2 protein-coding genes and 1 pseudogene are annotated in these 2,378 nt (G+C 60.9%); 2 read left to right on the forward strand and 1 reads right to left on the reverse strand.

Annotated elements, in window-relative coordinates; genetic code table 11:
- The first annotated feature begins 68 nt into the window (after positions 1-68).
- Both tnpB and ACM6UT_RS23185 read left to right on the forward strand, forming a co-directional pair.
- Positions 69-413: an IS66 family insertion sequence element accessory protein TnpB gene (gene tnpB / locus ACM6UT_RS23180; RefSeq protein ID WP_416799629.1), complete on the forward strand. Its 345-nt coding sequence runs from the start codon at positions 69-71 to the stop codon at positions 411-413.
- Between the two features lie 75 nt (positions 414-488).
- Positions 489-1,136 (forward strand): annotated as a pseudogene (locus tag ACM6UT_RS23185) (transposase domain-containing protein); the annotation flags it as partial.
- Between the two features lie 57 nt (positions 1,137-1,193).
- Here the strand turns inward: ACM6UT_RS23185 and ACM6UT_RS23190 are convergent.
- Positions 1,194-2,378 (reverse strand): Tn3 family transposase (locus tag ACM6UT_RS23190; protein WP_416799630.1); only part of this gene is annotated, 1,185 nt, incomplete at its 5' end.

The following is a 2,378-nucleotide window of genomic DNA, read 5'->3' on the forward strand; positions in this document are numbered from 1 at the left end:
GTGGTTCGCGCGAGCGGTGATGTTGCCCCCGAACACCTTGCGAAGGTTCTGCGGGCGGTTCGCCTGACATGATCGGCTCGGGTGTTGTGGTCTACGTGTCCTGCCAACCGGTCGACTTCCGCAAGGGAGCCGCCTCCTTGATGGCGCTCGTGCGAGATGGCGGCCTCGACCCGTTCAATGGCGCTCTTTACGTCTTCCGATCGAAACGGGCGGATCGCGTTCGCATTGTCTGGTGGGATGGCTCAGGGGTCTGCCTGTATTCGAAAACTCTGGAAGAGCAGAGCTTCTGCTGGCCGGGCATATCGGTGGCTCGGGTGCGTCTGGATCACTCCCAGCTCATGGCGCTTCTGGCCGGAATGGACTGGAAAAAGATTCGTCCGCCCAAGATCAGGCGACCGTTGTTGACGGGGTGAGATCACCTGCGGCAAGATGAATCATGTCGCTGTAACCGTTGGGAAATCGGCTGTTTTTGTGCTCTATTCCTTCTCATGGTTTTGCCCGTTTCCGACCTGCCAGATGATGTCGATGCGCTCAAGGCGATGATATCCGCGATGGCGCGTGAGCAGGCTGCAAACGAGGCCCGACTTGCCGCCGCGACGGCCGAGATTGCCCGTCTGGAGGCTGTCGAGAAGAGCGCCAATGAGCGTATCGCCAATCTCACCTCGATCCTGAAGGTCCTTCAGCGCACGCAGCACGGCAAGCGTTCCGAACGGCTGCGCCTTGGCGTCGACGATGAGCAGGTGTCCTTTGCTTTCGAGGAGGTGGAGACCGGCCTTTCGGCGATCCAGAGCGAGCTTGATCGTGCCGCCGGCGACAAGCCGAAACGAGCACCCCGGCCGCGTAAGGGGTTTGCCGCTCATCTCGAACGCATCGAAGAAGTCATCGAGCCGGATATTCCCGATGATTGTGTAGGTCTGGAAAAGGTCCTGATCGGCGAGGACCGCTCCGAGCGGCTGGATGTCGTGCCACCGAAGTTCCGGGTCATCGTAACTCGCCGCCCCAAATACGCCTTCCGCGGGCGCGACGGCGTGATCCAGGCATTGGCACCGGCACACATCATCGAGAGTGGTTTGCCGTCAGAGCGGCTACTCGCCTATATCGCTGTCTCCAAATACGCCGACGGTCTGCCGCTCTATGGGGTCAGGACAAGAGCAGTTCGAAATCCTGCGCTAAGCTCGAACGGAGCATGAACATCACGCGGCTCGGAGAATCTGTCCGGGAACACGCAATGGCCTGAAGCCCTCTGGCATCTGCTGCTCGGTGTCCCACGAATAGATGCCGGTGAGGTTTATGTGTTCCCAACTGAGCGGCGAGATGTGCTTGAGCAATTCGTCAGGGACATGACGACCTTGTTGCCGCAGGTGGGCAACGGCGCGGCTGAGATAGACGGTGTTCCAGTAGACAATTGCGCTGACGACGAGATTGAGGCCGGATGCCCGGAATGCCTGGCTGTCATAGGAGCGGTCGCGGATTTCGCCGCGCTCATGGAAGAAGACGGCGCGCTTGAGCTTGTGGGCAGCTTCGCCCTTGTTGAGCCCGGCCTGACACCGCTTGCGCAATGCCGGACTGGAATACCATTCGATCATGAACAGCGTGCGCTCGATGCGGCCGATCTCGCGCAGCGCCCTGGCCAGATCATTGGATTTCGATGAGGCGGATAGCGTTTTGAGGATCGCCGACGGAGCGACGGTGCGCGTTGTGATAGAGGCAGCCAGGCGCAGAAGCTCATCCCAATGTTCAAGGATTAGCGCAGTGTTGATCGGCGCGCCGATGTGGTTGGCCAGCGCCGGGTAGGCGTCGCCCTTCTCGAAGGTGTGGAACTTCCGGTCCTTGATGTTGCGCAGCCGGGGCGCGAATCGTTTGCCGATCAGGGCGAACAGCGCAAAGACATGATCGCTGGCGCCGCCGGTATCGGTGAACAGTTCTTCGATCTCGAGGATCGTGTCGTGGTCGAACAGGCCGTCGAGCACATAGACGGCCTCGCTCTCGGTCGGGCTGATCGGCAGGATGCTGAAGTAGCCGTATTGATCGGAGAGGCCGCTGTAGAATTTCGTGCCGGGCTCGCTGCCATAGTGCAGATTGATGTCGCCGCGCCTGGCGGCCCGATCACTGGCGCGAAAGAACTGCCCGTCGGACGATGCCGTTGTTCCGTCACCCCAGAGCAACGAATGGGGATGACGCGTATGGGCATCGGTCACGCAAGCCTGCGCGGCTCGGTATGTTTCGGAGCGGGCATGGAAGCTGCGCATCCAGCCGATCTGATGAGCGCTGATCCCCTTCGACGCTCCCGCCATTCGCTTCGGGCCGAGATTCGTACCATCGGCGAGCACGCCGGCCAGCATGGCGGAGATGTTCTGCGGCGCATCTGAAGTGCGGAC

This window comes from Ciceribacter azotifigens (assembly GCF_048159625.1).
GTDB lineage: Bacteria > Pseudomonadota > Alphaproteobacteria > Rhizobiales > Rhizobiaceae > Allorhizobium > Allorhizobium azotifigens.